This is a genomic window from Fulvivirga maritima (assembly GCF_021389955.1).
GTDB lineage: Bacteria > Bacteroidota > Bacteroidia > Cytophagales > Cyclobacteriaceae > Fulvivirga > Fulvivirga maritima.
On sequence record NZ_CP089980.1, the window covers coordinates 2,254,892 to 2,278,454 of the forward strand.

Genomic DNA, 23,563 nt, shown 5'->3' on the forward strand with positions numbered 1-23,563 from the left:
ATAAATTGTGCGTTAATTGAAATTTTTTTAATAAACCTTACGAAAGACATTTTAAAGTTTATAGGCCATGGAAGAAACATCGATGCAATCTTTTGAGACCTGGAATACGTGGGCGCAGTATATAGCGTTTGGCTTGGCAGGAGTATCCATTTTGATTTTTTTAGGACATTTGATTAAACTGACTGCCACCAGTGATTCAAAGAGCAAGTACGATTATATTAATAGGAGTGAGATCAGTGTGTTAATGACCTGTAGCGTTCTCCTCATTGTTGCAGGTGCATTTTACTCAAATTCATTTATTTATGAATTGGGAATACTGTGGCTGTTTGTAAGAATTTTTGTAACCATTTCTATGGGGCTAATTTTTGGCGTTATTATTCAGAACTTACTTAAGTTCTACTATCCTTTTTATATAGAAAAGAGATTGAAGAAATTGCGTTACAAGCCAAGAGTTTCTCCTAAAACAGGTAAGCCTATGAAGCTTCTTAGTGAAGAAGAGGAAGATGTTTATCTTGATGAAGGTATGCAGGCAGAGGAAAATATATTTTCTATTGACTATGATGTGTGGGTAGACGAAGAAACTGGCTATACTAAAATTGAAAAGTATGCTGGTCACTTACATGCATTGCAGTGCCCTGAGTGTAACTATCAGACATTTAGAGTAGCAAGAGAAGAGATTTTGAAAGCTCCGTCACCAGCAGCAGAAGGCGAACTTATGAAACATTATGAGTGCGGATACTGTGGTTACAAAGCTAAAAAGACATTTAAAATAGCTATGCTAGAGGCTCAAAAAGCAGGCTCTACAGCTGCTGTTTAAGATATAAATATTTAAAATATTTAGAGGGCTGCTTTACATTATGTGAGGCAGCTTTTTTTTATGCCCTATCTTCAAAGGCTTCTGCCGGTAAATACAGATAATAATAATATTGGCTAAGCCTGAATCATTAAAAAAGGGTGAAGCCTTTTAAGTTGACCTCACCCTTGGTGGACTATGATTTTATTACTTACTAATCTATCTCTCCAATAAGTACACCAGAAACATTCCAGGCGCTAAACATATTGCCTTCTCTTTCCCCTAAAGGAATATACACTTCTATAGTGTGTTTACCAGGTGTTAGGTTTTCGATATCAGTATAGTATGGATGAGAAACTGATCCCGGACACCATCCTGAGCGGCTCAGATCAGAAGAAGATAATCCATTCCAGAAATTACCCGAGGCAGGATTATATGCTCTATAGGTTCCACAGTCAACTCTCCAGGGCGTATAGCTGAAAAAGGGCTCTCCATCTAAGAAAAGCTGGTTCTTTTTAGGAACGAATTCATCGCCACCTCCCCAGCCTCCATGGCCTGTAGAGATATATCTGAAGGTAGCATTTTTGACGCCTTCAGGTACTTCAAATTCTACTTTTAAGGTATCTGTTTTAAACATGGTTCCATATTCTTGGCCAGCCATTTCCATTACGTTGGTAGTGTTAAATACAGATTGTACCCAGTGCTTTCCTTTAGGCTCTTCTGATGATTCTTGTTCGTTAAGATGGTATTTCAAATTGAGGCTTACTTTATGACCACCACCGTCATAATTTCCTATGAATACTGCCAGCCAACATTCGCCCTGTAAAACAGGAAGCAAATGACTTACCTCTTCTTTATAAGTTACAGAATCAGCCCAGGCAATTCCTACATCTCTCTTGTCATTGAAATGATTTACGCCAAATGGAGTGAAAAAGCGCATCAACTCAATTATAGGATCATAATCATCGGTACTAACCACACCTTGATAGGTCTTATTTTCTTTGCTTACATACTTAGGCAGGGCGTCAACACCTGATTTTAAACCATCTAAAAAGCTTTTCTCTTTCCCTGTAGGGATAATGAATGCTGAGCCAGTTCTGTCATAGGCATCACCATTAGATTTTTCTACTACCTCAGCAAATACTGTAGTGCCATTAGGAACCTCAGGAAGCTTCACTTTTTTAGCGATCACGGTGCCGCCGGCAAACCTGTATAGCGCGTCAGTTACATTTCCTTCAGGGTTATTAATCTCATCACCCCAATTAATTTGTTCGTTCTCAAAAACTTTCACCTCTTTCACAAACGCATTAGCTAAGCGTAAGCCAAAATTTACCTGATCGATTTCTTTACCTAAATCGGTTGGCATCAGTTTAGGTGCTTTTTTCTTTTTATAGAATTCTATGTCAGTAGCTTGCCATCCGTAATTTTCATTACGTACATATTTCAAAACTAGTCCATTAGGGTACGGAAAAGATAATATTGGGGTGCCTTGCAAGCCTGTTTCAGTTGTAACCCAAAGTTCAATTTTATTAGAAAAAGAAGAACCGGTATACTTTTGACAATTGTAGCCTAGTATTTTAACAGGCGAACCTTCCGGCTTAAAGCCTTCGAGGTCATTGAAATCCATTTGGGTGTAATAGGCATCACCGTCCATGAAAATGGCCTGGCGGTATATTTTCTTATTAGAATAATCGAAATAATTGGCCTGCTTAGGAACCTCAGGGATTAGGTTTTTGTCAGACTGGTCTGTCCAGCTTTTGGCAATACCCTGGTTGTATTCCACTATTAATGGGTCTCGCTCTTTATTGATCTCACCATTATGCCAAGCTGAATATTCTACCTTTCCACTTTTGCCTTGTTGGCTTACTTCTGCTATGCTTAGGCCGGAAATGCTAAACAGCAGTAATGTCATTATGAATTTATACATTCTGTTTAATTTATTGAGAAGATTTTCAATGGTGAATTTATAAGAAACTAAATAATGATCCAAAGGGTGATAGAAATTAGTAAATCGATTTAGCGATAATTTGAAGAAAATTTGTTAAACTAGTTGGTGTTCAATTGGGCGCTAACTAATTGAATACATGCTTTACCACGGTCTATTAAAAATTACTCATACTATGGAGAAAATATTTCAATCAAAATCTAAGGCATTTACCATATATACTTTGCTGGTAGTCTTAGCTCTTTTTTCAACTGCTTTTAATTCAATACAAGCACAGTCAAGGGAGGTGTTTAGCAGGTATAATTATTATATGCCTAATAATAAGGTTGAGCTGATCGCTGTACTACCTGAAGAAATTAATAAAAATGGATGGAACATTGACCTATGGTTTGGAGAAAAGCATTTAGATATTACGGAAGCTCATGTTGATAATAGATTGGTGGCTACTCTACAAAATGCTTCCCTTCCTCAAGGCGTATCAGCATTAAAATACTCCTTGACTAAAAATAAAGCAGTAATTCAAGAAGGTCATATAAAGGTGACGTTGCTGCCTGCGAAATCTAATGCCGTTCAAATTGATAGGTTAACTGGTGGATTAATCGCTGATGGTCTTCCATTTTTTCCTTTCGGCTTTTATTGTGTACCAGTGGGTAATCTGCCTGAAAAGGAAGTGGTGCATGGTATGAATTTAATAGGACCATATCAGGATAATCAACCTGAAGGTTTAGCCCAGCGTAAGGCCTATATGGATCGGTGTGCTGAGCTAGGAATAAAAGTGCAATATGCTGTGAATTCATTAATAGGCAGTGGTCATAACGGGGCACCAGGTTTAGATATGCCGAAGGAGGAAAAAATAGCTTTGTTGAAAAGTGAGATAGGGACTTTTAAAGATCATCCAGCACTTTTATCGTGGTATATAAATGATGAGCCAGATGGACAGGGCAGGCCGGCTTCCATCCTGGAAGAGGCATATGATGTTATTCATGAGGTAGATCCGTATCATCCTGTTTCAATTGTTTTTATGATGCCTTCTCGAGCTGCAGAATTTGAAAACACAATGGACATAGCCATGACTGACCCTTATCCGATCCCTAAAGCGCCTGAAGAAGTTTTATATAATCTAAATGGTTATACAGATGCCTATCAATATAAGAAGTCAGTGTGGATGGTGCCTCAGGCTTTTGGTGGTCAAGAAATGTGGGAAAGAGAACCTACTGCCAATGAGCTAAGGGTAATGACGTATATGGGCCTGATCTCAGGTGCAAAAGGGATTCAATATTATATCAGAGGTGAGGGTAATATTAATCCTCAAGCGGTATCTGCGTGGTCAGAGTGTAGTAATATGGCAGTAGAAGTTTCGCAAATGGCTTCATTTCTACTGTCTGCAGACTTAGCTCCGGAGGCGAAGGTCTCAGACGATCGTATTCTCACTAAAGCCTTTAAATACCAAGGCAACCTACTTGTAATAGCCGTTAATAAAGATAACAAGCCCAAAAGTTTGGATATAGATATTGAGAATGATGGCGTGAATTATAAGCAAGAAGCTGAGTTATGGTTTGAAAACAGATCTGTAGCTTATGGTGACAATCACATCCATGATATGATCGATGCTCTAAGTACCAGGGTTTATCTAATTCATAAAGGAGACTCTGAGGAAGTAGCTAAGGTGTCAAGCAAAAACTTAATTGTTAACCCAAGTTTTGAAGAGGTAACAAGTGCGGGGCAGTCCATTGGTTTCAATAAAACCTATACAGATTTTGCTCAGAAGGATCTGGGAGCTACCGTATTCACTGACCCTAGGTTGAGTGTAGATGGAATGCTAAGCCTTAGAGTGATAAGCCCCAGGGATAACGGAGGGAATAAAATTCGTTTTTTACCATTGGTAGTAAATAAGGATAATAGCTATGAAGTTTCTATTTGGGGAATGGCCAAAGCACAGGAAAAAATGCCTTCTTTTACTTTGTCTATGAAGTTAATGAATGAACAACGCTCCTTTCAATTAACCTCTGAATGGAAAAAATACTCATTTGTATTTACTGCACCCGTTTCTTCTACTAACAACCTCCTTACTCTGGAAATGAAAGATAGTGGTACTGGTTGGTTCGATTTACTGCAAATGTGCCCTACACCCGTTATTAATTATGAAATAACACCTGAGAATATAGCTGAAGTGACTATTGAAGGGGGTGAAGAGAAAGGCAAAATCCGATTTGATATTGATAAAGAACCTACTGCTAAAAGTAGTATTTATAAGAGGCCGATTACAATTAAAAAATCAGCCACAGTTTATGCCGCGATATTTGACGGTAAAAAGGAATATGCTGCTTCTCAATTATTTATTCCTGTCAATCGGGCGCTGGGAAAGCCTGCTACTTTGAAGAATCCTGCTCATGCCCAGTACCCGGCCAATGGAGCAAATAGCCTAACCGACGGTGTTATGGGATCTACTGCTTTTAAAGACGGGAAATGGTTAGGGTTTAGTGGTACTGATATGATAGCGACGGTTGATTTGAAAGAGCTTACTCAAATCAATAAGGTGAGCGGCAGCTTTTTATGTGATCCTAATAGCGGTATTTTCCTGCCCACCAAAATAGAGGTATATACTTCTGTAGACGGTGTTAATTTCGATTTTGTAGGCGAACAAGAAAATTTGGCAGGAAATGTAAGAGGCGAGCCGGTGGTTCATCAGTTGTCGGTAGAAATAAAAGATCAGCAGGTGCGCTATGTGAGGCTAAAAGCCAAAGCTTACGGTCGAATTCCTGAAGGCTATCTTTTTACAGGCTCTATTTCATGGCTGTTTGCTGATGAAATATTGATTGAGTGAAAAGGAAATAAACCGTATTATGTTTTCAAGAAATGTCTTCCGGCAGCTTTATCTGATCAGAGTAGAATTTCATTCTAGAATGGTTTTGGTCTAGCGGCTGTATCCTTTCTATAAAGTCATGCTTATGATTATAAAAAACTTCCACATAAAAATTATGTAGGAGGTAAAGATTCACTTTGTAGCCATAATAACGAATAGAAACTACAAAATCACCCTCAAGAAAGAGTGTTCGCAGTTTTTCCCGAGCGGGCAATTCGTTAAAAAAGACATGGCTTTGAATCATATCGTCATTTTTCGAAAATAAGAAGCGAAAAGTTAAGAGTAATAGAGCTAAAAATGAAGGAGAAGAGGAAAATAAAAAAGCCTTCTTGATCTAAGAAGGCTTTTGGGTGGAAGATCGGGCTCGAACCGACGACCTCCTGAACCACAATCAGGCGTTCTAACCAACTGAACTACAACCACCATTTTTCCCTAAAGGGACTGCAAATTTAGAGAGTAGTTCTGAATTTACAAATACTATTTCAGGAAAATATTTTTATCTTTTATTAAAAAGTAGTCTATGGCCCTTTTTGCCCTCATTAAAGGTGCCATTATTATAGGCATGATGGCCAGAAACGAAGGTATTTTCTACTTTTGCGCTAAATTGATGACCTTCAAAAGGAGACCAGCCACACTGAGCTAAAATATTACTTTTATCTACTACCCACCTGCTTTCAGGGTTTACAATGGCCAAATCAGCATAATATCCTTCTCTTATAAAACCTCTTTGCTTTATGTTGAATAATATGGCCGGGCTGTGGCTCATTTTTTCAACTATTTTTTCAATGCTGATTTTTCCCTGCTTACAAAAATCCATCATAGCTGTAATACTGTGCTGTACTAATGGCCCTCCGGAAGGTGCTTTGAAGTAGGTATTTTCTTTTTCTTCTATAGTATGCGGAGCATGGTCAGTAGCAATTACATCAATCCGATTATCTAAAACGGCATTAAATATAGCTTGCTGATCCGTAACCTTTTTTTACTGCGGGGTTCCACTTTATATAAGTGCCTTTTTTGTCATAGTCGGCATCATTAAACCACAAGTGATGAATACAGGCTTCAGCAGTAATGTTTTTATCTGCTAACGGAATGCTATTGTCAAATAAACTAAGCTCTTTCTCAGTGCTGATATGAAGCACATGCAAACGGGCACCATGTTTTTTAGCCAGAGCTACTGCCTGGGAAGAGGAAAGATAACAGGCTTCAGCACTTCTTATTTCCGGGTGGCAGCTAATAGGCACATCCTCACCATACTTTTCTTTAAAGAGCGCTGTATTTTTTCTGATGGTGGCCTCATCTTCGCAGTGGGTAGCAATAAGCATCTCTACTTTAGAGAAGATGTTATTTAATGTGGCTTCATTATCTACCAGCATATTTCCTGTAGAGGAGCCCATAAATACTTTTATCCCACAAACTTTATCAGCCGGAGTTTTTAAAACTTCTTCAATATTATCATTGCTGGCCCCCATAAAGAAACTATAGTTAGCCAGTGAGTCTTTTTTTGCTATAGCATATTTATCTTCGAGCAATTCCTGTGTTAGCGCGTTGGGTACAGTGTTGGGCATCTCCATAAAAGAGGTTACCCCGCCGGCTACGGCTGCTTTTGCCTCAGTATAAATAGTGGCTTTGTGTGTTAATCCCGGCTCCCTGAAATGAACCTGATCATCAATAGCTCCGGGTATTACATATTTGCCCTGAGCATCAATTATTTCATCTACACCTTCGGAAGAGATGTTATCAGCTATTTTTTCTATAAATTCGCCTTTTATCAGGATATCTGCAGGAAAGGTCTTACCTTCATTTACAATATTGGCGTTTGTAATTAGTGTGGTTTGCATAGACAAATTTCCTGTTTTTGATTGCAACAACAAATAAACTTAAATTTTTATGGGGTCTGACAAGGCAAGCTTTCATGATTTTAAACTAAACAAGCAGCTTATTAATGCTGTGGAAGAGCTGGGCTATGATGAGCCTACGCCTATACAGCAAAAAGCAATACCTTTAGTTTTGAATGGTCATGATGTGATGGGGATAGCGCAAACGGGAACGGGAAAAACAGCGGCCTTTGTATTACCTATTCTTTATAAGGCGAAATACGCTCAGGGCAATGACCCCAGAGTGCTTATTTTGGCGCCTACGAGAGAGCTGGCGCTGCAAATAGAGCAGTCAGTAAAGGAGCTTTCTTCATATACAGATTTGCGTTATTTAGCAATTTATGGTGGCTTAGGGCCAAAGGTGCAGATAGAGGCTGTACAAAAAGGAGTTGATATTCTGATTGCCACTCCAGGGCGATTTATGGATATTTACCTGAAAGGTGAGTTAGTTACCAAAAGTATAAAAACGCTGGTGTTAGACGAAGCTGATAAAATGATGGATATGGGCTTTATGCCGCAGATCCGAAAAATACTGGAGGTAATTCCTGTAAAGCGTCAAAATTTACTTTTCTCTGCTACTATGCCAGAAAAAGTAATACGCTTGTCAGAAGAGTTTCTGGAATTTCCTGAGGTGGCAGAAGTGGCACCACAAGCTACTGTGGCTGAAACGGTAGATCAGGAACTTTACGAAGTGCCTAACTTAAAGTCAAAAATCAATTTGTTAGAATACTTTCTGAAGAAGGAAGAGTTTGCAAGAGTTTTGATTTTCACTAAAACCAAGACCATCGCGGACAATGTGTTTAAGTACCTGGAAAGAAAAGATTATGGTAGCATAAGAGTAATTCATTCTAATAAAGGGCAAAACAGCCGAATTAATGCTATTAATCAATTTAAGGAAGGGCAACTGCGTATTTTGGTATCTACAGATGTTTCAGCTCGGGGCATAGATGTAACTGAAGTTTCGCACGTTATCAATTTTGATGTCCCTGTTATTTATGAAGATTACGTTCACAGGATAGGTAGAACAGGTAGAGCTTTAAAGGAAGGCAAGGCACTTACTTTTGCCAACAAGGCCGAAATGCTTCATATTACTAAAATAGAGGAGTTAATTAAGGACACTATTCAGATAAAGCCAATTCCGGAAGGAGTAACTATCACAGAAACACCTAAGCCGGAGCGTCAGGATATTGAGCGAGATATAGATACCTTCAAAAGAAGGGAGAACCCTGATTTTAAAGGTGCTTTTCATGAAAAGAAGGTCAAATTTAAAGAGAAGAAGCCAGTATCTAAAAGAAGAAAAAGAAGGTAGCCTAAATTAGACCCCTGCTTTTAGATTATCTTTTTGGCTCGTAGGCCGAAAAACCTTCGGTTCCTTTCATTTATAAGAATAAATTCCAATCTTCAGTATTCTACTAAAGTGGATAGGGTACTCCTATGCTTTTGGGTGGGATGAATATCACTTCTTAAATGCATCTTATAAATGAAATTAAACGGCATTATAATCTTTTTGCTTTTTTTGACATCTACCATCCAGGCGCAAACGGATGATGAGAAGATGCTCAAAAATATTTTTGACTATGCGTTAGAGCACGGTCAATCATATGAAATGTTAGACTACCTAAGCAATGAAATTGGCGGGAGACTAAGCGGCTCTCCTGAGGCTGCGGCAGCGGTAGAGTGGAGCCGACAAACCATGACGGCTTATGGCTTTGATACCGTTTATTTACAAGAAGTGATGGTGCCGCACTGGGTGCGAGGGAAACAAGAAACAGTTAAAATTGCGAGTTCAGGTAAGTTTGGTCCTGAACTATTAGATGCGTGTGCTTTAGGAAATTCTGTAGGTACTAATGAAGAAGGTGTGCTGGCAGAAGTGGTAGAAGTGATGGATTTTGATGAACTCAAAAAGCTGGGAAAGAAAAAGGTAGAGGGGAAAATAGTGTTTTTTTAACCGACCTATGGACGCTAGCCTTATCAATACTTTCGCTGCTTATGGAGGTGCAGTAGGCCAGCGTGTAGCAGGAGCATCAGAAGCCGCTAAGTTGGGGGCTGTGGCGGTGGTAGTACGGTCTATGGCCTCTAATAATGATGATATTCCTCATACTGGTACGCTCCATTATGAAGAGGGAGTGAAAGCAATCCCGGCCGTGGCTATTAGTACTAATTCAGCAGATCTTTTAAGCAAGGCGGTGGCAGATGATGCTTCCTTAAAGTTGTATGTGGAAACTCACTGTAAAACACTGCCAGATGTGCTTTCTTATAATGTAATTGGAGAGATGTATGGTAGCGGAAATACTGATGAATATATTGTAGTAGGCGGGCACTTGGATAGTTGGGATCTGGGCGATGGCTCACATGATGACGGGGCAGGGTGTGTTCAGTCTATTGAGGTGCTAAGAATTCTTAAAGGGCTAAAGTATACTCCCCAGAAAAATATACGAGCTGTTATGTACATGAATGAAGAAAATGGTCTCAGAGGTGGTCTTAAATATGCTGAATTAGCCAGTTTCAATAAGGAAAAGCATATAGCGGCCATTGAGTCTGACAGAGGCGGTTTTACTCCTAAAGGGTTTACCATATCTGGCAGTGAAGCCGCGAGAACTTCTTTGATGTCATGGAAGCACTTATTTGAGCCTTATACCATTTATGACTTTGGTAAAGAGGGTGGTGGTGCAGATATTGGCCCTCTCAAAGATCAAGGAACCGCTTTAATTGGCTTTCTGCCAGATTCTCAGCGTTATTTTAATTACCATCATACAGGTATAGATACTTTTGATAAAATCGATAAAAGAGAACTTGAGTTAGGAGCAGCCAGCATGGCGGCTTTGGTGTATTTAATTGATAAATATGGCATCGATGGAAATCCTTGAGACTGAACTTACCAAAATGCTAGGGATAAAATTCCCTATTATCATGGCGCCAATGTTTTTGGTGTCTAATACAGAAATGGTTATTGAAGCTACCCGCGCAGGCATCACCGGAGCTATTCCTTCTTTGAATTACAGAACAGATGAAGAATTTAGGCAGGCTTTGAAAGAGATGAAGTCGAAGGTTGCGGGGCCTATTGGTATTAACCTTATTGTAAACAAATCCAATTTCCGGCTAAAGGAACAATTGGCTATTTGTGTTGAAGAGAAAATTGATTTTATAATTACTTCTCTGGGTAACCCGAAGCTGGTAATTGAAAAGTGTAAAAAACATGGTATAAAGGTCTTTTGTGATGTTACAGAAGAGGTTTATGCTAAAAAGGTAGAGCAATTAGGTGCCGATGCACTTATTGCCGTTAATTCTTCAGCAGGGGGGCATGCCGGAAATATGGAGGCTAAGGATCTTATTCCTTTATTGAAGTCAGTTTGTAATATTCCTGTTATTTCTGCCGGAGGCGTGGGTAAAGGAGAGCAGCTGCAAGAGATGTTGGATTTGGGGGCTTGTGGTATTTCTATGGGCAGCATATTCATTGCCTCGGAGGAAGCTGGTGTTTCTGATGCATATAAAGAGGCCATTGTTAAATATGGTAAGGATGATATAGTGATGACCGATAAATTGTCAGGCACACCTTGCACGGTGATTAACACACCTTATGTTCAGGAAATCGGGACTCAACAAAACTGGCTGGAAAGGCTGCTCAATAAGCATAAAAAGCTGAAGAAGTACATGAAAATGCTCACTTTCTATAAAGGAATGAAAAGTTTACAAAAGGCAGCTTTTGGAGCCACTTATAAAACACTCTGGTGTGCTGGCCCCTCGATTGAGCATGTAACACAGGTGCAGCCTGTAAGTGAAATTGTGGCCAATTTTATAAAGAACTATTGGGATAAAAAAAAAGGAAGTCAATTGACTTCCTTTTTTCTGGTTTACAGGCATTTCAGATCTGCGATCTAAAGTCCTGGGTTTAGGTTGAAATTAAATTTTAATTTCTTTTTAACTGAGCTTTATAGGTCACGCAATATCATTAATAATATTCTTTTTAGAAAGGTAATTACTGAACTAACCTTACGTGTTGGATGAATTGACAGAATTATCTTTAAACGGAATTGATTTTGTGAATCATTATATTTTGTTTCGTAAATTTTATTTCATATTAAAATATTTTTATAATTAGCCTTGGAATCACTGTGTAATTAAATAGTGAAGAGGTTGTTTTTATAAGAGTGATTTTTTTCGGTTTAAATGTTACATTGTTAAGCTAAAAATGTGTCATAAAAACAAAAAAGTATATGATTCCAACGCTTTACCGAGGTTAATTTTAGCTGTAATTTTCTATTCTTTTTATGAAGAAAAAATTTCTCCAAATACTTTTTCTGGTCTGTCATTTCAGCAGCTTTTATAGGTCCGGGTACATTGGCCACAGCCTCTGCTGCAGGAGCATCATACCATACAGGTTTAGTATGGGCTTTGGCTTTTGCTACAGTTGCCTGCATGGTGCTTCAAGAGATGGCTGCACGTATAACCATAGCATCAGGGAAAGAGATTCTTAATATTCTGGATTCTAAAAAGGTGAAGCTACTTATAGCTATAAGTGTACTTGTGGGCTGTGCAGCTTATGAGGCGGGAAATATTTTAGGGGCTATAGCAGGATTGAATTTATTGATTGACGTGCCGGTCTTTTTGTCTGTGTCAGTTTTAGTGATTATCTGCGCTTTAATTTTATGGTTTGGAAGTGTGCAGACAGTAAGCCGTTTTCTGGGTGTTTTTGTAGCAGTTATGGGGCTTGTTTTTTGCGTAGTAGCTTTTAATGTAGACCTGGAAGAGGGCGCTATTGCTCAAGGACTTATTCCTAGTGTGCCCGCAGGCAGTGAATGGATAGTTATAGGTTTGATAGGAACTACTATTGTGCCTTATAACCTTTTTCTAGGTTCAGGCATAAGCAAAGGACAACAGATTCCTGACATGCGTTTCGGTCTGGTTGTTTCGGTATTGTTAGGCGGGGTAGTTTCTGTGGCTATTCTAGTAGCGGGAATAGAAATTAATGACGTCGTATCTTTTGCTGAATTGGCTAGTGTAACAGGTGAGCACTTGGGGGCTTGGGCAAAAATCTTTATGGCTTTAGGCTTATTATGTGCCGGACTTACTTCTTCTGTTACTGCACCTTTGGCTGCGGCTCTGATTATGAAGAATGTTGGAGGTACGGATAGAGCCTACAAATGGGGCTGGATATTAGTGCTAATTACAGGATTTATATTTGGAATTACTGCTCTCAAGCCCATTCCAATAATTATTATGGCTCAGGCTTTAAATGGAATGATATTGCCGCTGGTAACTATTTTTTTAATAATCAAGGCGAATGATCTTAACGTAATGACAGCCAAATGTCTGAATGGTTGGCTGATTAATGTGCTCTCTGTTTTGATCTTGGACGTGGTCCTAATTATTGGTATTAATAATATTTATAAGACCTGTTGTACAGCTTTTCATATTCAAGCTAATAGAGATTTATCCACTTTGATTTTTTTACAACTAATAGGCGCTCCAGTTCTGCTTTTTACAGTACTTCGGGTTTTGAAGCTTAGAAAAGTTAAAAATTATTAATGGTGATGTCTTTAAGATTAATTTCTGATATCTTTTTCTAGTTCTTCGTTTTCATAGGCTTGGTCAATATTCATAAAATTGATTGTAGATGAAGGTTGAAAGTTGTAATAATCTAAAAATGTGATGCCTTCAATCTGCCTTTCATTATAAGCCTTTCTAAAGCGCATGCCTCCACCATCAGAATGGTATTTATAGGCAAGGAAGTCAATTTTAAGGTTGGCCGTATTTATCCAATAAAGAAAAATGTCATTATAATCTTCACCACCACCATCTTCTCTAAAAGTTACTTTGACTTTATGATAAGCTTGGCCTTTAATGGTGGTTTCTTTTAGGTATTCTTTAACTACAGCCTCTTGATCAAGGCCATATGGAAGTAGAGCAAAATAGATAACAGAGTTTACGGAGTTGCTATACTTAGCGGCAGTACTGTCGGGTGTTTCTGCCAGAGCACCATTTATATATCTCTTAAAGGAATCATTAGTCAGTACATCTCTTATGAGGTCATTATCCTGCTTAAATAATCTGATATATTGGTATTGACCATTGTTGAACTTGGCACCATATTCTTTATCTCTGAAACTAAACTCTACCATTTTGCCATTCAGCGACTTCATACCCATGACCTCAATAGTCTTGTTGATCAGCTCTTCTCCTTTAGAAGGTTCATGGCAGCTGGTAGCAGAAATGGAGGCGATGATAATAAGGGCCAATAGAGCGTGCTTCATATTATATGAGTTTCGCGTGGGTGGTAATATACCTTTCTGGTAACTCTCCTTTAGTGGCGGTTTGGTAATCAGTATATGAGCATGGGATAATGCAGTTTCTGGAATATTTTTCTTTTCCTTGTGGATAAGGTACTTCCATCCACCATTTTTCACTGATTTTGCTTTTATAAAAATGCAATACTTCAGGCTCAGAAGGCATAGAAACCACGAATTTCAGGTAGTCATTATTCTTGAAGTTCTGCTCGTTTTTACGATGATAAAAGCCTTCTACAAAATACCATATCATAGTGGCTATTACAGCGGCAGTTTTTTTATTATCATCGTCTAGCAAGGGATTGTACTCATAGAATCCTACGGAGCTTAGTTTTTCATTAAGTCCTGCATACCAGCAGATCTGGCAGGCTTCTTCCCCAGTTAAACCAAAAGGCTGGGCATTAGCATTGCCAGGAGCATCACTTGATTTAATAGCTGTAACATCAAAAGACAGCATATCAGCATTTCTAATGATTGGTTCCATCTCCTGAATATTGGCTCTGAGGTGTCCTATCCTATAGGCTTCAAAATATAGCTTTTCCAGAATAGCAATGGCATTAGGGTCTATTAAATAGCTTTGGTAGGCCAAATGGCTATAGTTGAAAAGGTAATTGGGCTCATGAAGCAAAATTTTATGAATATGCTGCTGACTGGCACTTACTGCTGATGAATCCTCCATGTCAAGAAAAGCATCCACATTGAGCAGGCTGATCAGTTTATCTAAATCTTCATACGCCTGGTACTGGCCGTAGTCGAGATCATGAGAGCCGCCGATGATTAAAGGGAGAACATTATTTTCAATGAGGTTCTGACAAACTTCTTTTATTCTCCCTAATGTTTCTCCATGGTCTATGCCATTTCTAAGGGTACCCATGTCCACTATTTTATAGTGGCCGTGGCCTTTTTTTTAGGTTAAATAGCTTCTTCCTGATTTCAATACTGCCTTTGGCGGTACCTTTATTATGCTCCGTGCCTGCTTCTTCATTTACTCCAATAATAGCAATGTCAGCCTCCCGGTACGGGGGCATTTTATCGGTGTATACTTTTATGTTTTTATAAAAGCTATTGGCTTGTTTTATGTGAGCAAAGTGCTCTTCTTCTATCGGAGAAAAAAAGATTTTCAGATCCATATATCAGGCTTTTCTTAAGAGGTTAAATTTAATGGTTTGCCAATTAATTAAAAATAAAAAACCCTAAAGCCGAAACTTTAGGGTTTTCAAATTTATGTTTTATGAGTTTATTCTCCGAAGTCGTCAAATCTGATGTTTTCAGAAGGAATACCCATATCATCGAGCATTTTCAGAACTGCGGCATTCATCAAAGGAGGTCCGCATAAGTAGAATTCTACTTCGTCTGGCTCAGGGTGATCTTTTAAATAGTTATCTAAAAGTGCCTGGTGAATAAATCCGGTATATCCATCACCTTCTTTATCATCAAGACTCTTTTTAATTTTCCAATTATCTTCTTTTAAAGGCTCAGAAAGAGCAATGTTGAACTGGAAGTTAGGGAACTCTTCTTCAATTTTTCTGAAGTGGTTCACGTAGAATAATTCTTTCTTAGATCTACCTCCATACCAGTAAGAAACTTTTCTGTCAGTTTTCATGGTGTGGAATAAGTGGAATATCTGAGCTCTAAGAGGAGCCATACCTGCACCACCACCAACGTAGATCATTTCTCTGTTAGTAGAGTGGTTGATAGCAAACTCTCCGTAAGGACCAGAAACAGTTACTTTGTCACCTGGCTTTCTTGAGAATATATAAGAAGAACAAATTCCTGGGTTAACATCCATCCATTTACCAGCACCTCTGTCCCAAGGTGGAGTAGCAATACGAATATTAAGCATTACGATATTACCTTCTGCAGGGTGGTTGGCCATAGAGTAAGCTCTGTAGATAGGCTCATCATTTCTCATTACCAAGCCCCATAGTTGGAATTTATCCCAGTCAGACTGGAATACATCGTTAGGGTGATTAAGCTCAGGTTTTGGAGTAATGTCCATTTCAGAGAAGTTAACCGTTACTACAGGTACGTCAATCTGAACGTAACCCCCAGCTTCAAAGTCTAAAGTTTCTCCTTCAGGAAGTCTTACTACAAATTCTTTAATGAAGGTAGAAACGTTGTAGTTAGATACAACTTCACATTCCCACTTCTTAATACCAAAGATTTCTTCAGGTATTTTTATCTTAAGGTCTTGTTTAACTTTTACCTGGCATGAAAGGCGTACATTCTCTTTTTGTTCAGCTCTGCTTAAGTGACCTACCTCTGTAGGTAACACATCGCCACCCCCTTCTTGTACTACGCACTTACACATGGCACATGTACCACCACCACCACAGGCAGAAGGTAAGAATATCTTCTGAGCTGATAATGTGGAAAGTAATGAAGATCCAGCGGAAGTAACTACAGGGTTGTCAGTATCTCCGTTGATAACTATGTTAACCGGGCCTGACTGCACAAGTTTAGATTGTGCAAAAAGAAGAATAAACACCAATAGCAGGATAATGATTGTAAATGCTACGATGGATGTTAAAATAATTGTACTCATTGAATTTGAATCATTTATTCAATAAAAAATTGCCCCCTATTCAAGGGACTACAAATATATTTAGTAAATATCTAAAACTATAATCTGATACCCTAAATTTTGGTATCGGCTATAAATAATAATGTCCTTCATCTCTCATAACTCAGGCTTATTATAGGGTTTAAGAAATTAACATTATCATAATTTTTTCATAATCGATTTTGGCTTCCTCCATATTACTTTCAGGCCTTAAACTAATTAACACACCTAATTATGAAAAAACTCTTATTAATAATGGCCATTATAGCCATAATGCTCCCTGTTGTGAGCTGTTCTGATGATGAAGATTGTTGTGATAACCCACAAATATTACAGTTTGAAAGTACAGCAGGTAGTATGCCTGAAGATTCTGCCGGATATACTATTCCTTTCTTTTTTACCGAAGCTTATAACGAGAGTAGTACGGTTATCATTAATATTTCTACTGAGGCTGTTTATGGAGAAGATTATACTACTGAGCCCGCAGCTGAAGAAGGGACACTTACAATTATAGTTTCTGAGAATGAAACAGAAGGTAGTTTTACGGTAAGACCTATTGATAACGAAGATTTGGAAGGGGATTTCACAATAATCTTTGAATTATCTGATGAACTGTTTGCTGTGGGTAGTTTGAATAAATTTGTACTTACGGTAAAGGAAGATGAGATACCTCTTGTAGAAGACCCTGCAAGTTTTGGATTGGCGGGTGGAATTACGCTCAGTGGCGGAGAAGGAGCGGCAGAGATATCTGCATTTGATCCATCTACTAACCGGCTTTTTGTGGTTAATAATGCTGAAGATTCAAGAATAGATGTGGTAGACTTTTCTAATCCTGCGAGTCTAGAATTTATCACCAGTATTGATGTTACTCCCTATGGAGGCGGAGTAAATAGTGTGGCCGTGAAAGATGGTTATTTGGCCGCAGCTATAGAGGCAGATGATAAACAAGCCGATGGTAACGTTGTAATATTCAACACTTCAGATTATAACCTGGCAGCATTAGTAACTGTAGGTGCCTTACCTGATATGGTCACTTTTACCCCTGATGGCAGGTATGTTTTATCAGCTAATGAGGGCGAACCTAATGATGATTACGATATTGATCCGGAAGGTTCGGTTTCTATTATAGATACGCAGTCTGACTACGCCGTGACTACACTTGGCTTTGAAGGCTTTGCTTCTGAGCAAGCAGATTTAATGGCGGCAGGGTTTAGAATTTTCGGGCCTAATGCCAGTTTTGCAGAGGACATAGAGCCAGAATATATTACTATTTCTGAAGATTCTCAATATGCATGGGTGAGCTTGCAAGAAAACAATGGTATTGCAAAAATAGATATTCAGTCGGCTACAATTACAGATATTTTTCCGTTGGGCTATAAAGATTTTAGTATAACTGGTAATGAAATAGATCCTAGCGATGATGATGGCGCCGTTAATTTTGGCCTGTGGCCGGTAAAAGGAATATACATGCCTGATGCTTTGGCACATTTCGCTATAGGAGGTACGGACTATATTATAACTGCTAATGAAGGTGATACCCGGGATTATGATGGTTATAGTGAAGAGGAAAGGGTGAAAAATGTAGTGTTAGATAATTCCGTATTTACTGATGCCAGTATAATGGATGATGAAAATCTGGGCAGGCTGACTGTTACTACTACTTTAGGGTATAATGAAAGTACGTCTTCTTATAATGAATTATATGTTCCTGGGGGTCGATCTTTCAGCATTTGGAATGGTAGTACGGGAGCTTTGGTTTATGATTGTGGTAGTGCTATGGAAAGAGCCATTAATGATTATGGCATATATGATGATGGTAGAAGTGATAATAAAGGGGTAGAACCTGAAGGAGTGGCAATTGGCATAATGGGAGACCGAACAATAGCGTTTGTAGGATTAGAAAGGGTAGATGCTGTGGTGATATATGATATAACTAATCCTACAGCACCAAGCTTCTTGCAAATTTTAGAGACTGGAGATGCTCCCGAAGGAATAGTTTTCATTTCGGCAGAAGAAAGCCCCACCGGAAGAAGTTTGTTAGTAGTAAGCTCAGAAGATGATGGTCAGGTTTTGGTGTTTCAGCCTGAGGTAGTGATGTAGTAAGCTCTGAAATATACCAAAAAGGCCCTGTTATTAATTACAGGGCCTTTTTGGTTTAAGCGTAAAAGTATGTAAGCTTCGAAAGTTCTATTTCAGCGCTTTTACCTGAAGTAAAAATCACATTAGCACCTTCTTTAGCTTTTTCTAAAATTCCTTTAAGGTTTTGCAAGCTGATTTTTCCGATCACATAACCATGCTTTTGCCCAACAAACTTCTCTGAAACATTTTCAAAGACTGAAAGATCTACGTTTTCAGGATCATCAAAGCGTAAGTAAACTTCAGACAAGTCTTCCTGTACCGTTAGGTTTCTGCTTTCAGCATAGTTATAAGTGTATTCTTTAGTAAGAGAAGCCACATCAGCTAATACCGCCAGGCCAGTAGGCAAACTTCCTGCTCCTTTACCGATTAATGTTTGCTCATGGGCATATTTACCATTAATAAGTACGCAGTTAAATTCATTTTCAACGTGGTAAAGCGGATTGTCGCTATCAATATAATGAGGAGCCACTAGTAAGGATAGCTGCCCGTTTACTGCAGTAGCTTTGGCTACCAATTTTATTTTAAGATTTCTTTCTTTGGCAAAACGAATATCTTCGTCAGAAATATTTTGAATACCCCAGTTAAAGATTTTTTCAGGACTTACAGAAATGCCAAAAGCATGTTGGATTACAATGCTCAGTTTAAATTTAGGATCGAAACCTCCTACGTCAAGGGTTGGATCTGTCTCAGCAAAACCATTTTCCTGTGCTTCTTTTAGGGCTTCATCATAAGATTGGCCTTCTTGAAAAAGCTTAGTAAGAATGTAGTTAGAAGATCCGTTAAATATTCCTTTTACTTCAGTGATTTGCTCAGAAGCGTAGTAGTCATTCAGGTTTCTAATGATTGGGATACTGCCACATACAGCACCTTCATATAAAAGAGGAGTGTTATATTCTTTTTGAAGAGCTATTAATTCGGGTAAGTGTTCGGCTACCATTTTTTTGTTAGCAGTAACTACAGCTTTACCTTTTTTTAATGACTTTGTTACGATCTCAAAGGCCGCTTCCGCATCATCAATTAGCTCTACTACTATATTAATAGAATCATCGTTTAAAATTTCATCAGCAGAAAAAATGAATTTTTCTGAAGCGATGGGAGATCTGTCTTTGTCTTTGTTTTTAACACATATTTTAGAGATCTCGGCATCTAAATCATTATTAGTGGTGAGTGTTTCATAAAGTCCCTTTCCAACACATCCAAACCCAAAAAGTCCAATTTTATACTTACTCATATGAATTTTATTTCAAAAAATTTTCTATCTCTTTACTTAACGCTTCTGTTTCAATTAAAAAGCCATCATGCCCATAAAATGAATCTATCACAGCAAAGCGAGCGTCTTTAATGTTCTTCGCTATAAATTTTTGCTCAGCTACCGGGAAAAGCAGGTCTGAGCGAATGCCTACTACCAGTGCTCTGGCGGTAATATTTTTTAAAGCATGAGGGACTGATTTTTTATTTCGGCCTATGTTATGGCTGTCCATTGCTTTGCTCAAATACCAATAAGAAACGGCCGCAAACCTGTCGCTGAGCTTTTTACCTTGATAATATTGATAGCTGCTCGCTTTGAAGTCATCTAGTTTATCATCAAAGTCCGTTTGTGTTTTTCTGTATGTGGTTTGGTTACGGTAAGAGAGCATAGCTATAGCTCTTGCCGCTTCCAAACCTTTGGCACCAGCTTTTATCTTTTTTTCTGTGTGCGTAGGGTCCGCTTCTATGGCCATCCTTTGAGAGGTGTTAAAAGCTATTCCCCATGCAGAGTGGCGTGCATTAGTAGCCACCACGCAGATATTTTCGAATAAATCTGGCTCAGAGCTAGACCACTCCAGGAGTTGCTGTCCGCCCATGGAGCCGCCTATGCCCAGGTATATTTTATGTATGTCTAAATGTTTTCGTAGAAGTTTATGTGCTTCTACCATGTCTTTAACGGTAACAAGAGGAAAATCGAAGCCATAGATTTCACCAGTAGCCGGGTTAATGCTGGCTGGCCCGGTGGTGCCATAGCATGAGCCCAATATGTTAGCACAGATAATAAAGTGCTTCTCAGGATCGATCAGGAAGTTACTTCCTACCAAACCAGGCCACCATTCTACAGGATCAGCATTGGCGGTAAGCGCATGAAAAACCCATACCACATTATCTTTCTCAGGAGATAATTTACCGTAAGTAGTGTAGCTGATCTCGAGCCCAGGGAGTGATTTCCCACACTCCATACTGAACTCATGATCGTATTTATAGGTATTCAAATTTGGCTTCGTTTCAGTTTGTTTGTCAATAGACTGCGTTAAAGGCATTTTCTAAATCAGCTTTTAAATCTTCAATATGTTCTATTCCTGCCGATAATCTGAGTTGATTAGGCAGAACTCCGGATGCAAGTTGTGCTTCTTCACTGAGCTGTTGGTGTGTGGTAGCCGATGGCTGAATGATGAGTGTTTTAGCATCTCCAACATTGGCCAGGTGGCTAATAAGCTTAAGGCTATTCACAAATTTTATTGCGTTTTCTTTACCTCCTTTTAGTTCAAAGGTAAACACACCTCCAAATCCTCTTTTTAGATATTTTTTAGCTAAGTCATGGTAAGAACTACTCTCTAAGCCTGGGTAATTTACTGAGGCCACATGTTCATGCTGTTCTAACCACTGCGCCAGAGCTAGTGCGTTTTCTACAGTTCGGTCTACTCTTAATGAAAGAGTTTCTAACCCTTGAATTAGTAAGAATGAGTTAAAAGGACTTAATGCAGGGCCAAAATCTCTTAGTCCTTCTACTCTTGCTCTAATGGCGAAGGAGATATTGGGTAAACCTAATGGGTTGTTATCGCCAAATGTTTCCCAGAAGTTGAGACCATGGTAGCCTTCTGATGGCTCAGAAAACTGAGGGAATTTACCATTACCCCAATTGTAATTTCCTCCATCTATAATCACCCCTCCAATAGAGTTTCCATGTCCGCCTATCCATTTGGTGGCAGAAGAAACTACTACATGGGCACCGTGTTCTAAAGGCCTAAATAAATAACCTCCAGCCCCAAATGTATTATCAACTACTAAAGGAATATCGTGTTTTTTAGCTACTTCTGCTATGGCATCAAAATCAGGAATGTTAAATCCAGGATTACCAATAGTTTCCAGATAAATAGCTTTAGTGTTTTCATCTATAAGAGCTTCAAAATCTGCTGGTTTATCACTCTTTGCAAATTTGGCTTCTATGCCTATTCTTTTGAAAGCTACTTTAAATTGATTGTAAGTACCTCCATATAAAAATGGAGTAGAAACAAAACTATCTCCTGCCTGCAGGAAGTTAGTTAATGCTATAAACTGAGCCGCTTGCCCACTACCTACTGATACAGCTGCTACCCCACCTTCTAATGCTGCAATGCGTTTCTCGAAAACGTCATTAGTAGGGTTCATTATGCGAGTATAAATATTACCAAACTCCTTAAGAGCAAACAAGTTAGCTCCATGCTCAGAGTCTTTAAAAGTGTATGATGAAGTTTGGTAAATAGGTACAGCTCTTGATCTTGTTGAGGCTTCTACATCTTCATACCCAGCATGAAGCTGTAATGTTTCGAAATTATATGATTGTGACATCTTAATACTTTTTAGCTAATTGGAATAATTTATTTGATTGATATACTCGAGAAAAATTGAGTATAGTTTTTTCTGCCAAGAAGGCAATTTTGTTTAAGTACGTTTTAGGTAGGTACTAACAGCAACAACAACAGCACATATAGGCTGAGTTGGAATCAAATAAATAGGAAGAAATTAGCGTTTGTATTGATCGCTGAAATGTGGCTAAAAGCCTTTTTTGATGTTGGATTGATCTTTTCATTACCATCAATTTATATTCTCCCGTATTCGCCACCTGACGAACGTTCTTGGGATCAGGAAGTAGCACCTTGGATTGGTGACCAGGTTGCTAGCGCTTCTAAGAGCCTGTCTCTCCACGCTTCTTTATAAATCGATCTCTCTGGTTAAGAGCATATCGAATTGATGGGACAAACGTAAGCAGCGTTTACAATGTTTCCAAACAAAGCATCGGAAAAATTTTAAAAGTGGCTGTGCTTTAAGCTGTAATAGGCTTAAAATGATTTTTTATATGAGATAAGCAGCCCTAGTTATTGTTGTCGGGAGGTTGGTTATGGTAGTGCTGAAGCATTTCTGCAGTAAGACCTTTCATCGTTTCTAGAAGTTCAGTTGGTTCTGTAGGCCTTACCCGGGTGCCTAGAGATAAGAGCCAACGGCCAAAATATTCCAGGTGCGAGATCATAAAGACCATTTCCATTTCATCGTCACGGTCTATTTCCTCTATTAGGCCCATGTAATACTTTTGATCGTTCAGGTTTAGAGCCACTCTTTTATCCATTCTAACCACTACTTTTCTTAAGTCAGAGCCCAAAATGAGGTGGTTTAGATAATCCTGATAATCAGAGCTATTATGTGGAGTGTAATGCTCTTCATTAATCTGCAGCTTGGTAATTCGGTCTGTACGAAAATCTCGCATGGCCTTTCTAAGCCTGCAATAAGCGATAAGGTGCCAGTGGTTACTATAAAAACAAAGATTAACAGGCTCTACGTCTCTATGAGTGAAGCTTTGGTTATAGGTGGAAAAATATTCAAAGCCTACCACCTTATGTTGAGCCAGGGCGGTGTTTATGTCTGAGATAAAATTATCCGGAAAGGTATTATTTCTTGAAGGTTGATTAGGCAGGGTTAAGACTTTTATATTGCGCTCCAGATTATCAAGATATTCCTTTTCTTGTATTTTAAGGATGGCTTTTATTTTAAAAAGAGCATTTTCGAAATGGTGCTGGATAGATTGGTCAGCATGCCTTTCTGCCAACTTAGAAGCTATTACTATAGCGCCGGCTTCTTCTTTAGTAAATGAAACCGGAGGCAAGTGATATCCCTCCATAAGAAAATAGCCTACACCAGCTTCAGCCCCTATTGGTATGCCAGCTTCCTCAAGTGCTCTGATGTCACGGTATACCGTACGTAAACTTATGTCGAACCGATCGGCAATCATTTGAGCTTTTACTACTTTCTTGCTTTGCAGTTGAATTAAAATAGCCGATAGCCTGTCAATGCGATTCATTTTATGTAGGAAACGGTTT

At 38.8% G+C, this 23,563-nt stretch carries 19 protein-coding genes, 1 tRNA gene, 1 pseudogene and 1 riboswitch; of the genes and pseudogenes, 8 read left to right on the forward strand and 13 right to left on the reverse strand.

Translation table 11 applies throughout. The features are described 5' to 3' along the window. Positions 1-67: 67 nt before the first annotated feature. Positions 68-817, forward strand: coding sequence for a hypothetical protein (locus tag LVD15_RS09520; RefSeq protein ID WP_233780053.1), 750 nt, complete (start codon positions 68-70; stop codon positions 815-817). Between the two features lie 190 nt (positions 818-1,007). Here LVD15_RS09520 and LVD15_RS09525 read toward each other — a convergent pair whose 3' ends face one another. After that, complete coding sequence (locus tag LVD15_RS09525) at positions 1,008-2,720, reverse strand: PNGase F N-terminal domain-containing protein (protein WP_233780054.1); 1,713 nt, start codon at positions 2,718-2,720, stop codon at positions 1,008-1,010. A gap of 193 nt (positions 2,721-2,913) precedes the next feature. Between LVD15_RS09525 and LVD15_RS09530 the strand changes: the two genes are divergently transcribed. Then, positions 2,914-5,562 (forward strand): carbohydrate binding domain-containing protein, encoded by a 2,649-nt coding sequence (locus tag LVD15_RS09530; protein ID WP_233780055.1) that lies wholly within the window; start codon positions 2,914-2,916, stop codon positions 5,560-5,562. A gap of 25 nt (positions 5,563-5,587) precedes the next feature. Here LVD15_RS09530 and LVD15_RS09535 read toward each other — a convergent pair whose 3' ends face one another. The 3 genes and pseudogenes from LVD15_RS09535 to LVD15_RS09545 all read right to left on the reverse strand — a co-directional run bounded on the left by LVD15_RS09535 (position 5,588) and on the right by LVD15_RS09545 (position 7,439). Continuing rightward, positions 5,588-5,845, reverse strand: a complete 258-nt coding sequence (locus LVD15_RS09535; RefSeq protein WP_233780056.1) for a hypothetical protein — start codon at positions 5,843-5,845, stop codon at positions 5,588-5,590. Positions 5,846-5,949: 104 nt separating this feature from the next. Next, positions 5,950-6,025 (reverse strand) — tRNA-His (locus tag LVD15_RS09540). A 72-nt stretch (positions 6,026-6,097) separates the two neighbouring features. Next, positions 6,098-7,439 (reverse strand): annotated as a pseudogene (locus LVD15_RS09545) (dihydroorotase). 49 nt (positions 7,440-7,488) lie between these two features. Between LVD15_RS09545 and LVD15_RS09550 the strand changes: the two are divergent. From LVD15_RS09550 to LVD15_RS09565, 4 genes are all read left to right on the forward strand, one after another. Continuing rightward, positions 7,489-8,784, forward strand: coding sequence for a DEAD/DEAH box helicase (locus LVD15_RS09550; protein ID WP_233780057.1), 1,296 nt, complete (start codon positions 7,489-7,491; stop codon positions 8,782-8,784). 171 nt (positions 8,785-8,955) lie between these two features. After that, complete coding sequence (locus LVD15_RS09555; RefSeq protein WP_233780058.1) at positions 8,956-9,423, forward strand: zinc-binding metallopeptidase family protein; 468 nt, start codon at positions 8,956-8,958, stop codon at positions 9,421-9,423. A gap of 7 nt (positions 9,424-9,430) precedes the next feature. Further along, positions 9,431-10,342, forward strand: a complete 912-nt coding sequence (locus LVD15_RS09560; protein WP_233780059.1) for a M28 family peptidase — start codon at positions 9,431-9,433, stop codon at positions 10,340-10,342. Continuing rightward, entirely contained in the window at positions 10,320-11,354 is a 1,035-nt protein-coding gene (locus LVD15_RS09565) for an NAD(P)H-dependent flavin oxidoreductase (RefSeq protein WP_233780060.1), read from the forward strand. The genes LVD15_RS09560 and LVD15_RS09565 overlap by 23 nt, the downstream gene beginning before the upstream one ends. Positions 11,355-11,653: 299 nt before the next feature. Here the strand turns inward: LVD15_RS09565 and LVD15_RS09570 are convergent, their stop codons facing one another. Then, the gene (locus LVD15_RS09570) at positions 11,654-11,893 is read right to left on the reverse strand and encodes a hypothetical protein (protein WP_233781017.1); all 240 of its coding nucleotides are present in this window, start codon (positions 11,891-11,893) and stop codon (positions 11,654-11,656) included. On the opposite strand from LVD15_RS09570, the gene LVD15_RS09575 reads away from it, so the two are divergent. Then, positions 11,814-13,001 (forward strand): NRAMP family divalent metal transporter, encoded by a 1,188-nt coding sequence (locus LVD15_RS09575; RefSeq protein WP_233780061.1) that lies wholly within the window; start codon positions 11,814-11,816, stop codon positions 12,999-13,001. The genes LVD15_RS09570 and LVD15_RS09575 overlap by 80 nt on opposite strands. Before the next feature lie 17 nt (positions 13,002-13,018). Here LVD15_RS09575 and LVD15_RS09580 read toward each other — a convergent pair whose 3' ends face one another. The 4 genes from LVD15_RS09580 to nqrF form a co-directional block, all read right to left on the reverse strand. Next, a complete protein-coding gene (locus tag LVD15_RS09580; protein WP_233780062.1) occupies positions 13,019-13,726 on the reverse strand; it encodes a DUF6503 family protein in 708 nt (235 codons plus the stop codon). A 1-nt stretch (position 13,727) separates the two neighbouring features. Next, positions 13,728-14,633: a formimidoylglutamase gene (locus tag LVD15_RS09585; protein ID WP_306416906.1), complete on the reverse strand. Its 906-nt coding sequence runs from the start codon at positions 14,631-14,633 to the stop codon at positions 13,728-13,730. A gap of 10 nt (positions 14,634-14,643) precedes the next feature. Continuing rightward, positions 14,644-14,889, reverse strand: a complete 246-nt coding sequence (locus tag LVD15_RS27090) for a hypothetical protein (protein ID WP_306416907.1) — start codon at positions 14,887-14,889, stop codon at positions 14,644-14,646. 107 nt (positions 14,890-14,996) lie between these two features. Next, positions 14,997-16,304: an NADH:ubiquinone reductase (Na(+)-transporting) subunit F gene (nqrF, locus tag LVD15_RS09590; protein WP_233780063.1), complete on the reverse strand. Its 1,308-nt coding sequence runs from the start codon at positions 16,302-16,304 to the stop codon at positions 14,997-14,999. Between the two features lie 252 nt (positions 16,305-16,556). Here nqrF and LVD15_RS09595 point away from each other — a divergent pair, with 252 nt between their 5' ends. Next, positions 16,557-18,422 (forward strand): choice-of-anchor I family protein, encoded by a 1,866-nt coding sequence (locus LVD15_RS09595; RefSeq protein ID WP_233780064.1) that lies wholly within the window; start codon positions 16,557-16,559, stop codon positions 18,420-18,422. Between the two features lie 55 nt (positions 18,423-18,477). Here the strand turns inward: LVD15_RS09595 and LVD15_RS09600 are convergent, their stop codons facing one another. The 4 genes from LVD15_RS09600 to LVD15_RS09615 all read right to left on the reverse strand — a co-directional run bounded on the left by LVD15_RS09600 (position 18,478) and on the right by LVD15_RS09615 (position 23,544). Continuing rightward, entirely contained in the window at positions 18,478-19,692 is a 1,215-nt protein-coding gene (locus LVD15_RS09600; protein ID WP_233780065.1) for a homoserine dehydrogenase, read from the reverse strand. A 7-nt stretch (positions 19,693-19,699) separates the two neighbouring features. Continuing rightward, the gene (locus LVD15_RS09605; RefSeq protein ID WP_233780066.1) at positions 19,700-20,704 is read right to left on the reverse strand and encodes a homoserine O-acetyltransferase family protein; all 1,005 of its coding nucleotides are present in this window, start codon (positions 20,702-20,704) and stop codon (positions 19,700-19,702) included. 25 nt (positions 20,705-20,729) lie between these two features. After that, a complete protein-coding gene (locus tag LVD15_RS09610) occupies positions 20,730-22,040 on the reverse strand; it encodes an O-acetylhomoserine aminocarboxypropyltransferase/cysteine synthase family protein (RefSeq protein ID WP_233780067.1) in 1,311 nt (436 codons plus the stop codon). Between the two features lie 248 nt (positions 22,041-22,288). After that, positions 22,289-22,412: riboswitch (SAM riboswitch) on the reverse strand. Positions 22,413-22,563: 151 nt separating this feature from the next. Next, positions 22,564-23,544, reverse strand: coding sequence for a helix-turn-helix transcriptional regulator (locus LVD15_RS09615; RefSeq protein WP_233780068.1), 981 nt, complete (start codon positions 23,542-23,544; stop codon positions 22,564-22,566). Positions 23,545-23,563 lie beyond the last annotated feature (19 nt).